The organism is Streptomyces antimicrobicus, from assembly GCF_020532625.1.
Classification (GTDB): Bacteria; Actinomycetota; Actinomycetes; order Streptomycetales; family Streptomycetaceae; genus Streptomyces; species Streptomyces antimicrobicus.
The window spans coordinates 20,908-35,869 of the sequence record NZ_JAJAUY010000012.1 but is presented as its reverse complement, the minus strand read 5'-3'; the positions used below and the strand labels follow the sequence as shown (position 1 = coordinate 35,869).

Here is a 14,962-nt window from a genome sequence, read left to right as displayed (position 1 = left end):
GCCGGGCCATGGCTGCGATATACACCCTGTGGGCTCACCCGGTGCCCGCGGAAGCGGTGGAAGGGAGTGGAAGGGAGTGGTTGGCGTGGAACAACGTACGACCTGCTGCGTCGTCGGGGGCGGGCCCGCCGGGATGGTCCTGGCCCTGTTGCTGGCCCGGGCCGGCGTGGAGGTGACCGTCCTGGAGAAGCACGGCGACTTCCTGCGCGACTTCCGCGGTGACACCGTGCACCCCTCGACCCTGTCGCTGCTGGACGACATCGGACTGGCCGAACGCTTCGCCCGGCTGCCGCAGCGGCACGTGACCGCGGTCCAACTGCCGCTCGGCGAGGACCGTTCCCTCGTCACGATCGGCAACATCGGGGCGCTGCGCGGGAAGTACAACTACATCGCGATGGTGCCCCAGTGGGACCTGCTCGACCTCCTCGCGGACGAAGCCGCCCGCGAACCGTCGTTCCACCTGCGCATGGACACCGAGGCGACCTCCTTCCTGAAGGAGAACGGCCGCGTCACGGGCGTGCGCTACCGCACCGCGGACGGCGTCACCGGCGAGCTGCGGGCCACCTTGACCGTGGCCTGCGACGGCCGCGGCTCGCTCGCCAGGGACCTGCCCGAGCTCGGGCTGGAAGGCTTCCCGTGCCCCATGGACGCCTGGTGGTTCCGGCTGCCGCGCGAGGAGGACGACCCCAGCGGGCTCGTGGGCGGCCTGGGAGAGCGGTTCTTCACCGCCCTGATCGACCGCGGCGACTACTGGCAGTGCGCGGCGCTCATCCCGAAGGGCACCGACGCCGAGCGCCGCGCCCAGGGCCTCGACCGTTTCATGGCGCAGTTCACCGAGGCCGCCCCGTGGCTGTCCGACCGCGTCGACGCCCTCACCACCTGGGACGACGTGAAGCTGCTCGACGTACGTCTGGACCGGCTGCGCCGCTGGCACCGCCCCGGACTGCTGTGCATCGGCGACGCCGCCCACGCCATGTCACCGGTCTTCGGCATCGGCATCAACCTCGCCGTGCAGGACGCCGTGGCCGCCGCCCGGCACCTCGTACGGCCGCTGCGCGAGGGCTCGGTGGGTCTGCAGGACGTACGCCGCGTGCAGTACCGCCGCTGGCCCACGACCGTGGCCACCCAGGGGCTGCAGCGCCTCGCGCACGCCCAGGTCATCGAGCCGCTGCTGGCCGGCCGCCCGGCGTTCGGCCACCCCCGGCGGGCGAAGCGGATGACCGAACTGGTCACCGACTCGCGCTGGCTGAACCGGGTCCCCGCGTACTTCATCGCGTACGGCGCCTTGCGCGAGCGCCCGCCGAAGGAATCGCTGCGCTGAACGAGGAGCAGGCGGCGGCGGTCGCGCGGCCGGCGCGGGCCGTCAGGGCGTGGTGCGCGCCGGGAACGTGAACGCGTAGCCCTGGGCGGTGAGCCACGGGAGGTACCGCTTCAGCGCGGCGACGGTCTGGCTGCGGTCGCCGCCGCCGTCGTGGAAGAGGACCGTCGGGCGTTCGGGCAGCTCGGTCTCGACGGCGGAGAGGATGGCGTCCAGGCCCGGGCGGCTCCAGTCCTTGGGGTCCACGCTCCAGCCCAGCGGCCGCATGCCGTGCGCCGCGGCGATCGCGCGGCTGGCGGGGGTGAAGGCGCCGCCCGGCGCACGGTAGTAGGTGACGGCGACGCCCGGCACGGCCTTCTCGATCATGGCTTTGCCGTCGAGGATCTGCTGGCTCTGGTAGGCGACCGGCTTGTGGTCCATGGTCACGTCGTGGTCGACGGAGTGGTCGCACAGCTGGTGCCCGTCGGCGGCGATCCGGCGCACCAGCTCCGGGTACGCCTGCGCACGGGTGCCGACCAAGCAGAACGTCGCCTTGACGTGGTTCTCCCGCAGCACCTGCAGGACCTGCGGGGTCCAGACCGGGTCCGGGCCGTCGTCGATCGTGATCGCGACGCCTCGGCCGGAGCCCTGGGCCAGCCGCGAGATGCCCGGGGGAACGAGCGGGGCGCCGGGCGCCGCACCGGAGGACGCGGCGAGGCCGGAGCCGGCGGCGGAGGTGTCGCCGCCGGAGGCGTCGCGACCGGAGGCGGCCGGGGCGGAGCGAGCGGGGGCGGGGGAGGCCGGTCCTGCGGCGGTCGGTGCCGGCGCGGTGGGCGCCGGCGAGGCCGGTCCGGCGAGGGGAGGCGCGGCGAGCGCCGGCGCCGCGGCCACCGAGAGGAGGGCCGCGACGGCGGTGGCCGTGGCGGTGGCCGCCCGTCGACGGCGTACGGAATGGCTGGTCATGCCCATGGACACGTTCTCGTTCTTCCTTCGCGTTCGGCCCCCCGACCGCGCCTGCGGTACCGGTCCAGGCCGGGGACCGGCGGTCGGCCCCCCTTTTCCCCCGAACGGCCGATACGCCACCCGGTCCCGACCGGCCCGCCGGATGGGACGGGCCCGGACGACGGGATCGGCTCGACAGACGGATGGGCCGACCGACGGGACAGCCCGACGGACGGGACGGTGCGACCGGCGGGATCGGCCCGACCGTCCGGGCCGTACCGAGAGGTCCCGACCCCTCCGACGACGCTAGGGAGGCCTTCCTCGCCGGGTCAAGGGAGGGTGGGACTCCTCACAGCCCGCCCGTCCCCTGACGGCCCGCTCACTCCGCGGCCCCGCTCACCGCGCGAAATGCACCCGCATCGTCAGGCCCCCGCCCGGCGCCGGGTTCGCCTCCGCGTCGAGGCGGGCCCCGTGGGCACGGGCGATCGAGGCGACGAGGGAGAGCCCGAGCCCGGCGCCCTCGCCCGCCGTGTGGCGGCGCTCGGCCCGCCGCCGGAACGGCTCCAGCAGCCGGGGCACGTCCTCAGGATCGATCACCGGGCCGGTGTTGGACACGGTCAGCACCCCGCCCGAACCGGTGCCCGCCGTGGACACCTCGATGCGCCCGCCCGGGCGGTTGTGACGCACGGCATTGCCCAGCAGATTGCGCACGAGATGCCCCAGCAACGCCCGGTCCCCCTCCACGACGAGCGGCGCGAACTCCGCCTCCACCACCAACCCGCCGAGCCCCGCCCCGGCCACCACGCCCGAGCCGGTGCCCGCGCCCGAGCCGGCGCCCGCGCCCGGGCCGGCGCCCGCGCCCGGGCCGGTGCCCGCGCCCGAGCCGGTGCCCTCGCCCTCCTGGGTGAGGGCCGTCAGGGCCGCCTCCGTCAGGGCCGCGAGGTCGACCCGCTCGGTGGATTCCAGGCCCTCCTCCGACACCGCGAGCAGGAGCAGGGACTCGATGAGGTGCTCGCTGGAGTCCGCGATGCCGATCAGCCGCTCGCGGATCCTGGCCACCTTCGCGGGCGACGGATCCCCGGACAGCCCGATCTCGGCCGCCGCCCGCTGGACGGCCAGCGGCGTGCGCAGCTCATGGGCGGCGTTGGCCGCGAACCGCCGCTGCGCGCCGACCAGGCTCTCCATCCGGTCGAGCATCCCGTCGAAGGTGTCGGCCAGCCGCTTGAGCTCGCCCGGCGGGGCCTGGAGCCCGATCCGCTCGTGGAGGTTCGCGCCGGACAGGCGGCGTGCCGTCTCGGTGATGACGCCGACGGGGCGCAGCACGCGGCCCGCCATCCACCACGCGAGCCAGATCGAGAGCACGGCGAAGACGGCGAGGGCGACGAGGGAGACGAGCAGGAGCTCGTGCAGGGTGGCCTGCTCGACGGCGGTGGAGAGGTTGCGGGTCACCGCGTACTGCTGGAGCTGCTCCGGGCCGGGCGTCCGGCCGGGGGGCAGCGACTGCGCCGGCACCGCCTCGGCCGGCCCCGACTGCGCCGGCACCGGCGGCACGGGCGACGTGTCGCCCCGGACCAGGGCCTTCTCGTACTCGCTGCGGGGCACCGCCGTGGTGACGGCGCCGCTGATACGGGCGTACAGCCCGCCCCGCAGCAGGACGTTGACCAGGGTGATCAGACCGCCGCCCGCGAGGACGAGGAGGGAACCGTACAGCGCGGTGAGACGGGCGCGCTCGGAACGGAACACCGCTCTCCCGGCGCGACCACCGGACCGGAATCGGAACACTGCTCTCATCGCGGATCGGCGATCCGGTAGCCCGCCCCCGGCACCGTCTCGATCAGCTGCGGCTCACCCAGCTTCGCGCGCAGCTTGCTGAGCGTCACCCGGACGGCGTTCGTGCGGTACGACGTGTCCTGCTCCCACACCTGCTCGATCAGGTCGTCGTTGCCCAGCACGGCCCCCTCCGCCCGCAGCAGCGCCTCCAGCACCGCGAACTCCTTCCGCGACAGCGCGAGCCGCCGCCCGTCCCGCGTCGCCGTCCGCCGCGCCGTGTCCACGGCGACCCCGCACCGCTCCAGCACCGGTGGCAGCGCCGGATGCGCCCGCCGCCCCAGCGCCAGCACCCGCGCCAGCAGCTCGTCGTACGAGAACGGCTTGGTCAGATAGTCGTCGGCGCCCAGGCCCAGGCCCTCGACCCGGTCGCGTACGGTCCCCGAGGCGGTCAGCATCAGCACCCGCGTCAGCAGCCGCTCGCGCACGATCTGGCGGCAGACCTCGTCCCCGTGCAGTCCTGGCAGATCGCGGTCCAGGACGAGCACGTCGTACTCGCCCAGCCGCAGGCGGTTGAGGGCCTCCAGGCCGTCGCCCGCCTCGTCGACGGCCAGCGCGTCACGGCGCAGCCCCTCGGCGATCATCTCCCGGAGGAACTCCTCGTCCTCCACCACCAGAACTCGCATGGGTCCTCTCTACTCGACCATCGTATTTCCTCGTCGTAAACATGATCGGTGAAGGAAGCGAAACCGCCCTCCCCGGCATGCTCCGCCCCATGAATCGATCCACGACCTCTCCCGCGACCTCCACTCCTCCCGCTTCCTCGCCTTCGACCGCGACCGCGCCCTCGACCGCGTCGGTCTCGACGTCGATCCCGACCAGGACCAGGACCCTGACCATGACCGCGGCCGCGGTCGTCACCGGCCTGGCCCTCCTCGTCACCGCCTGCACCGGCGGCGGCGCGGGCTCCTCCGGCGGCGGCAGCAAGAACGACTCGTCCCAGGCGAACGCCGGCGCCTCCGGCACGGGCGGCGGCTCGAACGGCACCACCGGCCAGGACGCGGACAAGGCCCTCCAGGTCCGCAAGTGCCTGCGCGAGCACGGCATAGATGCCCCCGACCCCCAGCCCGGCCAGGACCCGCGCGGCATGACCCTCGGCACCGGCAGTGAGGACCCGGAGGCCCTGAAGAAGGCCTTCGAGGCGTGCGGCATGCAGGCCCCGGGCACCGGCGACATGCCGCAGGAGCAGAAGGACAAGGCCCTGAAGTGGGCCAAGTGCATGCGCGACCACGGCGTGAACATTCCCGACCCCGACTTCAAGGGGAACGCCATGGGCGCCACCAAGATCCCCGAGGGGCAGGAGCAGGCCTTCGAGGAGGCCCAGAAGAAGTGCCAGGCCGCGTGAACCGCCGCGGCAAGTGGCTGCTCGGCTCGCTCGCCGTCGTCGTCGCCGCCGCCGGCGGCGGCTACGCCGTGACCGCCCAGCCCCGCGCGGACACGGCGGCCGAGCAGGACCGCGCCACCGACGGCCTGCCCCGCCGGACCGAGCCGGTCCGCCGCGGCGATCTCAGCTCGGGCCTCACCGTCGAGGGCACCCTCGGCTACGCCCAGGAGCGCAAGCTGAACGCCGGCGGCCCGGGCATCGTGACGTGGGCGGCGAACCCGGGCACGGCCGTCGAGCGGGACGGCAAGCTCTACGAGGTGGGCGGCCGGGCCGTCCGCCTGATGTACGGGACGACGCCGATGTACCGGCAGCTGAAGACCGGGGACAAGGGCGAGGACGTCAAGCAGCTCAAACGGAACCTCGTCGCCCTCGGGTACGGCACCGGCCTCGACCCGGAGGACGGCACGTTCACGGCGGGCACGGCGACCGCCGTCAAGCGCTGGCAGAAGGCCCACAGGACCCCCGAGACCGGCGAGGTCGGCAAGGAGGACATCGCCTTCGCCGACGGCCCGCAGCGGGTGCAGCGCAACGACACCCCGGTCGGCGACGAGCCGGGACCCGGCAAGCCGGTCCTCACGCTGACCGGCACCGCGCGGATGGTCCGCTTCCAGCTCGACGCGGCCAAGGCCGGCGCGGCGCGGACCGGCGACCCGGTGACCGTGACGCTGCCCGGCGGCGCGACGGCCACCGGAAAGATCGACTCGGTCGGCAGCACGGCCGACCCGGACGGCGAGGGCGGCGGCTCCGGCGGCTCCGGCGGCGGGGGAGCGGGCGGCGGGGGAGGCGGCAGGCCCAAGATCCCCGTCACGGTGACGCTGGACGACGCCGCACAGCTCAAGGGCCCCGACCAGTCCCCGGTCTCGGTCCGGCTGACCGGCGAGACCCGCAAGGGCGTGCTCTCCGTACCGGTCAACGCCCTGCTCGCGCTCGCCGGCGGCGGCTTCGGCGTCCAGGTCGTCGAGCACGGCAGCGTGCGGGAAGTCCCGGTGGAACTCGGCATGTTCGGTCAGGGCCGGGTCGAGGTCAAGGGCGACGCCCTGAAGGAAGGCATGCAGGTGGGGGTGCCGGCGGCATGACCACCCACCCCCGCCCCTCACCCACCCCGCCCACCCCACCCACCCCACCCGACCCGTGCGCTCCACGTGACCGGCGCACCCCACCCGACCGGTACGCCCGCCCGGTGGTCGAACTGACCGCGGTCACCAAGGAGTACGCCGGCGGGGTCCAGGCCCTGCGCGGAGTCGACCTGACGGTCCTCGACGGCGAACTCCTCGCCATCGTCGGCCCGTCCGGCTCGGGCAAGTCCACCCTGCTGCACATCGTCGGAACCCTGGACCGGCCGACCGCCGGACGCGTCGCCATCGCCGGCCACGACGTGGCCGCGCTGTCCGACCGGGCGTTGTCGGCGCTGCGCTCGCGCCATGTCGGCTTCGTCTTCCAGTCGTTCCATCTGGTCCCGGGCATCAGCGCCCAGGCCAACGTCGCCGAGGGGCTGCTCTACTGCGGCCTCTCCCGGGCCGAGCGCGGCCGCCGCGCCGCGGCCGCGCTGGAACGCGTAGGCCTCGGCGACCGGATGGAACACCGGCCGCACGAGCTGTCCGGCGGGCAGAAGCAGCGCGTGGCGATCGCCCGGGCGGTGGCCGGCGAGCCGGACCTGCTGCTCGCCGACGAACCGACCGGCGCGCTCGACACGGCGTCCGGGCGTTCGGTGATGGAACTGCTCCACGAACTGAACGACGACGGCGCCACCATCGCCGTGATCACCCACGACCAGGAGATCGCGGCGAGCCTGCCCCGCTCCGTACGCATCCGGGACGGGCGGATCGTCTCCGACGAGTGGCACGCGCAGCCGGGGCGCCCGCGGGAGGCGCCATGAGCACGACCCGGCTCCGGCCGCCCCGGCTCGGCCCCCGCGACGTCCTGCACGTCGGCTCGGCCGGGCTCCGCTCCCGCCCGATGCGGGTGTTCCTGTCCGCGCTCGGCATCGCCATCGGCATCGCGACGATGATCGCGGTCGTCGGCGTGTCCTCCTCCAGCCAGGCCAAGCTCCTCCAGGAGCTCGACAAGCTGGGCACGAACATGCTGGTCGTGACGCCCGGCCAGTCGATGTTCGCGGGTCAGGACACCAAACTGCCCAAGGAGGCCCCCGGGATGATCTCCCGCATCGAAGGGGTCCGGTCGGTGGGCACCACGGGCGACGTCCCGGAAGCGGTGCGCCGCTCCGAACGGATCCCCAAGGAGGAGACCGGCGGCATCGCCCTGAAGGCGGCCAAGGACGACCTGCTGGGCGTGCTGCGCGCCCGGATGCGTACGGGCACCTGGCTGAACGACGCCACCTCCCGCTACCCGTCCGTGGTCCTGGGCCACGTCACGGCCGAGCGGCTCGGCATCACCGGCGTGGGGGCGCAAGTGTTCATCGGGGGGCGGTACTTCACGGTCATCGGGATCCTGGACCCGGTGCCGCTCGCCCCCGAGATCGAACGCTCCGCGCTGATCGGCTGGCAGGCCGCCGAACAGCTCTTCGCCTTCGACGGCCACCCCACCGCCGTCTACGAACGCTCGGCGGACGACCGGGTGGCACAGGTACGCGCCCTGATCGCGCGGACGGCCAACCCGCAGAGCCCGACCACGGTGTCGGTCACGGACCCGTCCGCGGCCCTGCAGGCCAAGGCCGCCACGGAGGGCGCGTTCAGCACGCTCCTGCTCGGGCTGGGCGGCATCGCCCTGCTGGTGGGCGGGGTCGGCGTGGCCAACACGATGATCATCTCGGTGCTGGAGCGCCGCCACGAGATCGGCCTGCGCCGCTCGCTCGGCGCGACCCGGGGCCAGATCCGCATCCAGTTCGTCACCGAGTCCCTGCTGCTGTCCGGGCTCGGCGGCCTCGCGGGCATCGCCCTCGGCGCCGCCGCCACCGGGGTCTACGCCCGCATCGGGGACCTCCCCTGGGTGGTCCCCTGGTGGGCGGTCACCGGAGGCTTCGCCTCCACCCTGGCGATCGGAACCCTGGCCGGGCTCTACCCAGCCGTCCGCGCCTCCCGCCTGTCCCCGACCCTGGCCCTCCAGGCGACGTGACACCGGGAACACAGGGGCGGGGGAAGGGGCGGGCGGCACGGACTCCTCCGCCCCCGCCTCCGCTTTCCGAACCGGAGCCCGGCCGCCCGGTGCGGCGCCGTGCGGTGCGCGGCGACGCGCCGAGGTCGGGCGGCCGGGGTGGAACGGCGGCGTGCCGTGGGAGGGTGGCGCGGCCGGGCCGAACCGGGCCGGTGGCGCCTGCGGGAGTCGTTACGGCTGGAAACGCAGGTGTCCACCGAGGTACGAGCGTCGAGAGGGAATGCAGCATGCGTATGCGATGTGCCGCTGCCGTCGCCGGAATCCTGGTGGCGGGGCTCGGAATGACCGCCTGCGGGTCGGGCGACGGGACCAAGGCCTCGGCCAGTACGTCGGCCAGCGCGCCGGCGAGTCCCGCCGGCGCCACTTCCGGCGCCCCGGCGTCGGCCTCGGCGACTCCCGGCAAGGCGGCCGGGGGAGACGACGGGGTGATGGCCGCCTGCACGACGAAGAACACCACCGTGCGCTTCGCCGTCTCGCCCCACCACTCCAGCCCGCAGCAACCGGCAGCCGCGGTGCTCACGGTGACGAACGCGTCGAGCGCGCCGTGCACCATCGTCGGCCCGTCGACGCTGACCGCCAAGGACGACCAGGGCAAGGCCGGCCCGGTCATGGTGGACAACGCCGGGAGCAGCACCGACGCGGTCGACCTCAAGCCGGGTCAGTCGGCGTCGGCGTACGTCCACTACGAGGACGTCAACGACGAGGGCTCGGCCTCCGGCCGCGAGGTGTGCGCCGTCCAGGCGTCGTCGGTGCAGTTCGCCCTGCCCAAGGACGTCGACCGCACGGTCAAGGTGACCAAGGCCGACGGCTCCCCGGCGGTCTTCAACGTCTGCGACCCGGACGACGTCGAGCTCGCCGCGTTCGTCCGCCCGGTGTGAACCGCCGCGGCCTCGCACGGACGTCCGGGACGGTCCCCCGGCCAGGAGCAGCCGATGCCGATCGATGTGACGGCCGAACGGGTGATCCCGCTCCCACCGGACCGGGTGGCGGCGTACGCCATGGACCGGCGGCACGACACCGAGCGGACCCAGGGCGTCCGTGAGGCCGCACCTGGGGCGCAAGGTCCGCTCCTCGCTGGGCAAGGACCTGCGCGACCTCGAACGGCGGCTGCCGGAGGGCGGTTGACGCCGCTCGCCCTCCTCCGCCCCGTACGCAGGGCCGCTCCGCTCCGGCGTACGAGCACGGGGCGGGCCCGTACCGCTGATGAGGGCCGTCGCGCCGTCAGACCCCGCGGGCGCGACCCCGAACGTCAGGCCTTGAGGGCGCGACCCGCGACCGTCAGGGCCACGCGGCGCGGGACGAAGCGGGACGCCAGCGCCGACAGGTGGGTGCCGAGTCCGGCGACGACGCTCGGCGGGGTGCTACGGCGCTCCAGCGCGCGGCGGGCCGCCGTCACCACCTCGGCGGGCGTGGCCATCCGGCCGACCGCCGCGTCCTGGGTGCCGACCACGTCGAAGAACTCGGTGCTGACCGGGCCGGGCGAGACCGCGAGCACGCGCAGCGCCGACCGGCGCGTCTCGTAGGCCAGCGCCTCGGTGAGGTTGAGCACGAACGCCTTGGTCGCGCCGTAGACCGCCATGGCGGGCGTGGGCTGGTAGGCGGCCGTGCTCGCCACGTTCACCAGGGCGCCCCGGCCGTCGGCCACCAGGTCGGGGAGGAAGGCCCGGGACAGTTCGGCGACCGCGCCGATGTTGAGCTGGATCATGCGGGCGATCTCGCCGGGCTCCTGGTCGAGGAAGGCCCCGTGACTGCCGAACCCCGCGTTGTTGACGAGCGTCTGCACGCGGATGCCGCGCTCCCGGAGCTCGGTGCGGAGCGCCGCGCCGGCGCCCGGCAGCGTGAGGTCCGCGGCGAGGGGCGTGGCGGTGACGCCGTACGCCTTCTCCAGTTCGGCGGCGAGGGTTTCGAGCCGGTCCAGCCGGCGGGCGACGAGCACGAGGTCGGCTCCGCGCTCGGCCCACTGGCGGGCGAACTCCTCGCCGAGGCCGGCGCTGGCACCGGTGATCAGGGCTGTGGTCCCCCGGTAGGAGATGCTGGTCACGTCGGTTGCTCCCGTTCTGCCGCCCCACGGTGCGACATAATCAATGTAGGCATCCGCAAACATTGTAGTCAACCGCCAACATTCGCCTCGTCGTGACCGTCCCCGGAGGAGAGCTCAGTGCCCGAAGGCGCCTACCACCACGGCAACCTCAGGTCCGCCCTGCTGGAACGGGCCGAAGCGGTCCTGGCCGAGTCCGGCACCGCCGGACTCTCCCTGCGCGGTCTCGCCCGCGACCTCGGCGTCAGCCACGCCGCTCCGACCCGGCACTTCCGCGACCGTCAGGCCGTCCTGGACGCGCTCGTGGTCGGCGGCTTCACCGCCCTCAACGGGCGGCTGCAGGCCGCCGCCGACGGCCCCGGGCCGGTGGGGCAACGCCTGACCGCGCTCGGGCGGGCGTACGTCGGCTTCGCGGTCGAACGGGCCGCGCTGCTGCAGCTGATGTTCACCGCGAAGCACGAGGCGCAGCCCGGGCACGAGCTGCGCGAACTCGGCCACCGCGCCCTGGAGATCGCCGCCGGACTGATCGCCGAGGCCCAGCAGGACGGCACGGTCCGCCCCGGCGACCCGATCCGCCTGGCCCAGGTCGCCTTCTCGACGGTGCACGGCCTGGCCACCCTCGCCGTCGGCGGCCTCCTCGACGACACCCCCGTGAGCGAGGCCACCGACCTCGCCCTGAACGTCCTCCTGACCGGCCTGCGCCCGACCCCGTAGCCGACCTTGCCCCCCGCCGGACCGGGCGGCGCGGGCCTGGGGGAGGATGACGGCCCGACCTGAGGGGGAGGTGTGTCGCGGTCATGGGCGACGAGCACGGACAGCGCGGCGAGGACTCCTATGAGGCGCTGCTCTCCCGCATGCGCCTGGAGCCCCTGGGGACGTGGCACGTCCCAGGGGTACGCCCACCGCAGACGGCCCGCCGCCTCCTGACCACCAGCGCGGCCGAGTCCGCTTCGGGCGAAGACGCCCTTGCCCGGGCCAGTGCCGAGGCGGCTGGGGAAGACGCGCTCGCCCGGGCCCGTGCCGAGGCGGCTGGGGAAGGTGCCCTCGGCCAGGCCGGGCCGGGTGGATGCGCGCTCGCCGAGGCGGCTGGTGCCGTCGGGGTCACCGCGGTGGAGGCGGCTCGGCTCGTGCTGCGGGGAAGGCAGGAGTTCCTGCTCGCCTTCGAGGGGCCGTACGCCCCGGCCGGTCGCCGCGGGGTCGGCGCCTGGCGGCGGGTCCGGGTCCTCGCCGCCGACCCCGTCCCGGCCGTCGCCGGCCTGCTCACGGGCACCGAACCCGATCCGCGCGGCCTGCTCCTGGCGACCACGGACGGCGAGACCTTCGCGGCAGCGGCCCTGCCCGCGACGCCACCGGCGACCTCCACGCCCCCGAGGCGACGGGCCCTGGTGGTGACCGGAGTGAGCGGCCGGATCGCGGCGGCGGCCGAGGCCGCCGCCCGCGAGACCCCCGAACAGGGCGCAGCTGTCTGGGCCGCCTTCCTGCCCGGCCCGGGCCCCGCCCCCGGCCCCGCCCCCGGCCAGGGCCCCGCCCCCGCGGTGGTCGACGGCTGGGTCGAGGGGCTCCTCAGGAACCGGAACACCCCCCACGACGTGCGCCGCACCCTGATCCGCCACCGCACCGCGCTGATCCACCTGCTCCCGCCGGACGAACGCGTCGAGCTGGCCGTGACGCAGGACGACCCGAAGGTCAGGCTGGCGGTCGCCGACTTCGGGCGGGACCTCACCCCGGCCCACTGGACCCGCCTGCTGCACGCGGCTGCCACCGAGCGCGAGCGGTGGATCCTCACCTCGATCGCCGCCGACCACGGTGCCGCCCTGGCGGAGCACATCTGCGCGCTCCTGGTCGCCGACCCCTCCCCGCGCGTGCGGGCCGAGGCGGCGCGCCTGACCTGCCTGCCCGCCCGCCTCGCCACCGGCCTCACCAAGGACCCCGACGCGCGGGTCCGGGCGGACGCCTGCCGCACGGCGGCATGGACCGCCCTGAGTCCGGAACGCCGCCAGGCGCTCCTCACCGACGAGGCGGCCGCCGTACGGGCGGCCGCCCGGCTCCGCCACCACGAGCAGGTCCCGCTGTCCCGCGCCGTGTTCGAGGCCGAGGGGTTGGGGGAGCAGGCCGTGCGGCGGTGCCTGCTGGCCCCGGACCTCGTCGCGCACCTCCTCGACACCGCCGACGGCCGCCTGCGTGAGGCGCTCGCCGGCAACACCCGGCTCTCCCGGGAGGCGGTGGCCCGGCTCGCGGCGGACGCCGACGGCTGCGTCCGGCACGTGGTCGCGCTCCGCCCCGATCTCACCGAGGACCAGCGGGCCGCGGTCCCCGTGGACATCGACCCGGGCACCCGCACCCATGCCCTCCCGTGGGTCGTGGAACAGCACGACGACCCCGTGGCGATGCGCCGCCTCGCCGCCTCCTCCCACGTCCTCGTCCGCCGCAGCGTCGCCCGGGCCCGGCGGCTCCCGCCCGACGTGGTCCAGCGCCTGGCCTGGGACACCGACCATGTGGTGCAACTCTTCCTCGCCGAGTCCTGCGACGACGCACCCGCCGAGATGCTGCTGCGGATCTGGACGTGGTGGACCGGCAGTCTCTCGTTCCCCGGCCGGCCCCGCACGCACCCCAACTTCCCCCGCGAAGGCCTCCTGCGGTTCGCGGACGACCCGCACGGGCGGATGCGGCGGCTCGCGCTGGACGACCCGCGCTCGACCCCGGAGCTCGTCGCCCGGTTCGCCCGTGACCGGGACCCGGAGGTGCGCTTCCGGGCCGCCGAGGACCCGCGGCTCGCCCTCGCCGACGCCGTCCGGCTCACCGAGGACCCCGACTCTGCCGTTCGCGCGGCCGCGCTCGGTGAGCGCGCCCTGCCGGCCGCCGCCCTGGCGGCCCGGCTCCGCGACCCCCGCACGGCGGCCACCGCCGCCCGCAACCCGGGCATTCCGGTGCCGGTCATCCGCGCCATGGCCGCCTGCGCGACCCGCGAGACGCGACCGGAACCGGACAGTCGTTAACAAACGGCATATATCCTCGTCCCTGGCCTCGACGGGCACGCCGGACCTTCGGAGGCGACACCATGACCGAGCCCATGACCGAGCCCCGGGAGGCGACGCCATGACGGATCAGCCGCCGGTCCCCCTGCCGTACGCCGACCCGGCCTTCGTCGCCGACCCGTTCCCGCTGTACCGGCGACTGCGCGAGGAGGGCCCGGTGCGCCGTGCCGTCATCGCCGGTGGGCTGGAGGCCTGGCTGGTCACCCGCTACGACGACGGGCTCGCGGCCCTGTCCGACCCGCGCCTGAGCAGCGACGTACGCGACGCCTCCGACACCCGGCTGCTGCGGCAGCTGCCCGAGACCGAGCGGGAGTCGATGCTCAGCACCATGCTCCGCAGCGACCCGCCCGACCACACCCGCCTGCGGCGGCTGGTCTCCAAGGCGTTCACCGCGCGCCGCGTGGCCGGAATGAGGCCTCGGATCCAGGCCCTCACCGACCGCCTGCTGGACGCCGTCGTCCCTGCCGGCCACGCCGACCTCATCGCGGACTTCGCCCTCCCCCTGCCCGTCACGGTCATCAGTGAACTGCTCGGCGTGCCCGTCGACGACCGCCACGACTTCCAGCACTGGACCGACCGCATGATCGTGCGGGGCGCGGAGCCGCCCGACCCGGCCGTGCTGAACGAGGCGTGGCAGCACATGCGCGGCTACATCACCGGACTCGTCCAGGACAAGCGCGCCCACCCCGGCGACGACCTGCTCAGCGCGCTGACCACCGCCCGGGACGCGGACCAGCGGCTGACCGAGGACGAGCTGATCGCGATGGTGTTCCTGCTGCTGGTCGCCGGCTACATCACCACCGTCAACCTGATCGGCAGCGGCATCGCCGCCCTCCTCACCCACCCCGACCAACTCGCGCTGCTGCGTTCCGACCCGGACCTCCTGCCGGGCGCGATCGAGGAGTTCCTCCGCTACGACGGCCCGGTCAACCCCGGCATCGCCCGGTTCGCCCGCGAGGACGCGGAGATCGGGGGCGTCACCGTCCCGCGGGGCGCCACCGTACTGATCGCCTCCGCCATCGCCGACCGTGACCCGTCCCGCTTCCCGGACCCCGACCGCCTCGACATCACCCGCCAGGACAACGCCCACCTCGCCTTCGGCCACGGCATCCACTACTGCCTGGGCGCACCCCTGGCGCGCCTCGAAGGGCAGATCGCCATCGGCACCGCCCTGCGCCGGCTGCCCGACCTCGCCCTGGCGGTCCCGCCGCACGCCCTGCGCTGGCGCCCCGCGGGCCTGCGCGGTCCCGAGGCCCTCCCGGTGACGTTCACCCCCGAAGGGGTCGCGGCACCAGCCGGACCCCGCCCATAAGGCCTCGGTCCGGGCG

The 14,962-nt window shown here is 74.8% G+C and carries 13 protein-coding genes; 9 read left to right on the top strand and 4 right to left on the bottom strand.

Annotated elements, in window-relative coordinates:
* The first annotated feature begins 85 nt into the window (after nucleotides 1-85).
* On the top strand, nucleotides 86-1,321 hold the full coding sequence (locus tag LG632_RS05280) for an FAD-dependent oxidoreductase (RefSeq protein WP_226725616.1): 1,236 nt from the start codon (nucleotides 86-88) through the stop codon (nucleotides 1,319-1,321).
* Between the two features lie 42 nt (nucleotides 1,322-1,363).
* Here the strand turns inward: LG632_RS05280 and LG632_RS05275 are convergent, their stop codons facing one another.
* The 3 genes from LG632_RS05275 to LG632_RS05265 form a co-directional block, all read right to left on the bottom strand.
* Nucleotides 1,364-2,266 carry a polysaccharide deacetylase family protein gene (locus LG632_RS05275; protein ID WP_226725655.1) on the bottom strand — a complete coding sequence of 301 codons (903 nt, stop codon included), beginning with the start codon at nucleotides 2,264-2,266 and terminating at the stop codon, nucleotides 1,364-1,366.
* A 369-nt stretch (nucleotides 2,267-2,635) separates the two neighbouring features.
* On the bottom strand, nucleotides 2,636-3,982 hold the full coding sequence (locus LG632_RS05270) for a sensor histidine kinase (protein ID WP_226725614.1): 1,347 nt from the start codon (nucleotides 3,980-3,982) through the stop codon (nucleotides 2,636-2,638).
* 44 nt (nucleotides 3,983-4,026) lie between these two features.
* A complete protein-coding gene (locus LG632_RS05265; protein ID WP_226725612.1) occupies nucleotides 4,027-4,692 on the bottom strand; it encodes a response regulator transcription factor in 666 nt (221 codons plus the stop codon).
* Nucleotides 4,693-4,904: 212 nt separating this feature from the next.
* On the opposite strand from LG632_RS05265, the gene LG632_RS05260 reads away from it, so the two are divergent.
* The 5 genes from LG632_RS05260 to LG632_RS05240 all read left to right on the top strand — a co-directional run bounded on the left by LG632_RS05260 (nucleotide 4,905) and on the right by LG632_RS05240 (nucleotide 9,439).
* Nucleotides 4,905-5,411, top strand: a complete 507-nt coding sequence (locus tag LG632_RS05260) for a hypothetical protein (protein WP_226725611.1) — start codon at nucleotides 4,905-4,907, stop codon at nucleotides 5,409-5,411.
* On the top strand, nucleotides 5,408-6,526 hold the full coding sequence (locus tag LG632_RS05255) for a peptidoglycan-binding protein (protein WP_226725609.1): 1,119 nt from the start codon (nucleotides 5,408-5,410) through the stop codon (nucleotides 6,524-6,526). The genes LG632_RS05260 and LG632_RS05255 overlap by 4 nt, the downstream gene beginning before the upstream one ends.
* A gap of 104 nt (nucleotides 6,527-6,630) precedes the next feature.
* A complete protein-coding gene (locus LG632_RS05250) occupies nucleotides 6,631-7,326 on the top strand; it encodes an ABC transporter ATP-binding protein (RefSeq protein ID WP_226725608.1) in 696 nt (231 codons plus the stop codon).
* A complete protein-coding gene (locus LG632_RS05245) occupies nucleotides 7,323-8,522 on the top strand; it encodes an ABC transporter permease (RefSeq protein WP_226725605.1) in 1,200 nt (399 codons plus the stop codon). The genes LG632_RS05250 and LG632_RS05245 overlap by 4 nt, the downstream gene beginning before the upstream one ends.
* 266 nt (nucleotides 8,523-8,788) lie before the next feature.
* Nucleotides 8,789-9,439 carry a DUF4232 domain-containing protein gene (locus LG632_RS05240; RefSeq protein ID WP_226725604.1) on the top strand — a complete coding sequence of 217 codons (651 nt, stop codon included), beginning with the start codon at nucleotides 8,789-8,791 and terminating at the stop codon, nucleotides 9,437-9,439.
* A gap of 371 nt (nucleotides 9,440-9,810) precedes the next feature.
* Here the strand turns inward: LG632_RS05240 and LG632_RS05235 are convergent, their stop codons facing one another.
* Nucleotides 9,811-10,602, bottom strand: coding sequence for an SDR family NAD(P)-dependent oxidoreductase (locus LG632_RS05235; protein WP_226725603.1), 792 nt, complete (start codon nucleotides 10,600-10,602; stop codon nucleotides 9,811-9,813).
* Nucleotides 10,603-10,719: 117 nt separating this feature from the next.
* Here LG632_RS05235 and LG632_RS05230 point away from each other — a divergent pair, with 117 nt between their 5' ends.
* From LG632_RS05230 to LG632_RS05220, 3 genes are all read left to right on the top strand, one after another.
* Complete coding sequence (locus LG632_RS05230) at nucleotides 10,720-11,313, top strand: TetR/AcrR family transcriptional regulator (protein WP_226725600.1); 594 nt, start codon at nucleotides 10,720-10,722, stop codon at nucleotides 11,311-11,313.
* An 83-nt stretch (nucleotides 11,314-11,396) separates the two neighbouring features.
* Nucleotides 11,397-13,595, top strand: coding sequence for a PE-PGRS family protein (locus tag LG632_RS05225; RefSeq protein WP_226725599.1), 2,199 nt, complete (start codon nucleotides 11,397-11,399; stop codon nucleotides 13,593-13,595).
* A 100-nt stretch (nucleotides 13,596-13,695) separates the two neighbouring features.
* Nucleotides 13,696-14,946, top strand: a complete 1,251-nt coding sequence (locus LG632_RS05220; RefSeq protein ID WP_226725597.1) for a cytochrome P450 family protein — start codon at nucleotides 13,696-13,698, stop codon at nucleotides 14,944-14,946.
* Nucleotides 14,947-14,962: the final 16 nt, after the last annotated feature.

Excerpts from the sequence above, each read along its gene's own strand:
- LG632_RS05275 (WP_226725655.1), bottom strand. The coding sequence starts at position 2,266 with ATGGGCATGACCAGCCATTCCGTACGCCGTCGACGGGCGGCCACCGCC.
- LG632_RS05265 (WP_226725612.1), bottom strand. The coding sequence starts at position 4,692 with ATGCGAGTTCTGGTGGTGGAGGACGAGGAGTTCCTCCGGGAGATGATC.
- LG632_RS05260 (WP_226725611.1), top strand. The coding sequence starts at position 4,905 with ATGACCGCGGCCGCGGTCGTCACCGGCCTGGCCCTCCTCGTCACCGCC.
- LG632_RS05245 (WP_226725605.1), top strand. The coding sequence starts at position 7,323 with ATGAGCACGACCCGGCTCCGGCCGCCCCGGCTCGGCCCCCGCGACGTC.
- LG632_RS05240 (WP_226725604.1), top strand. The coding sequence starts at position 8,789 with ATGCGTATGCGATGTGCCGCTGCCGTCGCCGGAATCCTGGTGGCGGGG.
- LG632_RS05225 (WP_226725599.1), top strand. The coding sequence starts at position 11,397 with ATGGGCGACGAGCACGGACAGCGCGGCGAGGACTCCTATGAGGCGCTG.
- LG632_RS05220 (WP_226725597.1), top strand. The coding sequence starts at position 13,696 with ATGACGGATCAGCCGCCGGTCCCCCTGCCGTACGCCGACCCGGCCTTC.